Source organism: Novosphingobium capsulatum NBRC 12533 (genome assembly GCF_001598375.1).
Lineage (GTDB): Bacteria > Pseudomonadota > Alphaproteobacteria > Sphingomonadales > Sphingomonadaceae > Novosphingobium > Novosphingobium capsulatum.
The window spans coordinates 1-736 of sequence record NZ_BCYV01000062.1; the positions used below are offsets into that span (position 1 = coordinate 1).

Consider the following 736-nt stretch of genomic DNA (forward strand, 5'->3'; position numbering starts at 1 on the left):
TGGTTGCGGGGGCAGGATTTGAACCTGCGACCTTCAGGTTATGAGCCTGACGAGCTACCGGGCTGCTCCACCCCGCGATGCGCTGCGGCCCCGTCGTGTATGACGACGGGGCCGCAGGAGAGACTTTGTGAATGGGTTTTATTCGTGTGCGCCAGCTTCAATGCCTGGCGACGACCTACTCTTCCAACGCTTGAGCGTTAGTACCATTGGCGCGGACTGGTTTCACGGCCGAGTTCGAGAAGGGATCGGGTGGGACACAGACGCTATGGTCACCAGGCAATGGAGCGGGCGCACATGAGGGGTTTAGATCGATGGGTATGGGATCTGGCTTGAGGATCGTCCGACTGTCACCGTTGGCCGCTGCATGTTGTGCAGGGTTGGTGGTGAGGGTGTGGATTCTACAAGCATGATAAGAGTGATTAGGACCGGTTAGCTTCATGCGTTACCGCACTTCCACACCCGGCCTATCAACGTGGTGGTCTACCACGACTCGATGATACCTTATCTTGAGGGAGGCTTCCCGCTTAGATGCTTTCAGCGGTTATCCCGTCCATGCATAGCTACCCTGCTGCGCTCCTGGCGGAACGACAGGTACACCAGAGGCATGTTCACCCCGGTCCTCTCGTACTAGGGGCAACTCCTCTCAAGTATCGACGCCCACGGCAGATAGGGACCAAACTGTCTCGCGACGTTCTGAACCCAGCTCACGTACCACTTTAATTGGCGAACAGCCAAA

The 736-nt window shown here is 57.2% G+C and carries 1 tRNA gene and 2 rRNA genes; all 3 read right to left on the bottom strand.

Annotated elements, in window-relative coordinates:
- Positions 1 to 77, bottom strand: a tRNA-Met gene (locus SCA01S_RS21550).
- 85 nt (positions 78 to 162) lie between these two features.
- Positions 163 to 277 (bottom strand): 5S ribosomal RNA (gene rrf / locus SCA01S_RS21555).
- A gap of 123 nt (positions 278 to 400) precedes the next feature.
- Positions 401 to 736 (bottom strand): 23S ribosomal RNA (locus SCA01S_RS21560); the annotation flags it as partial.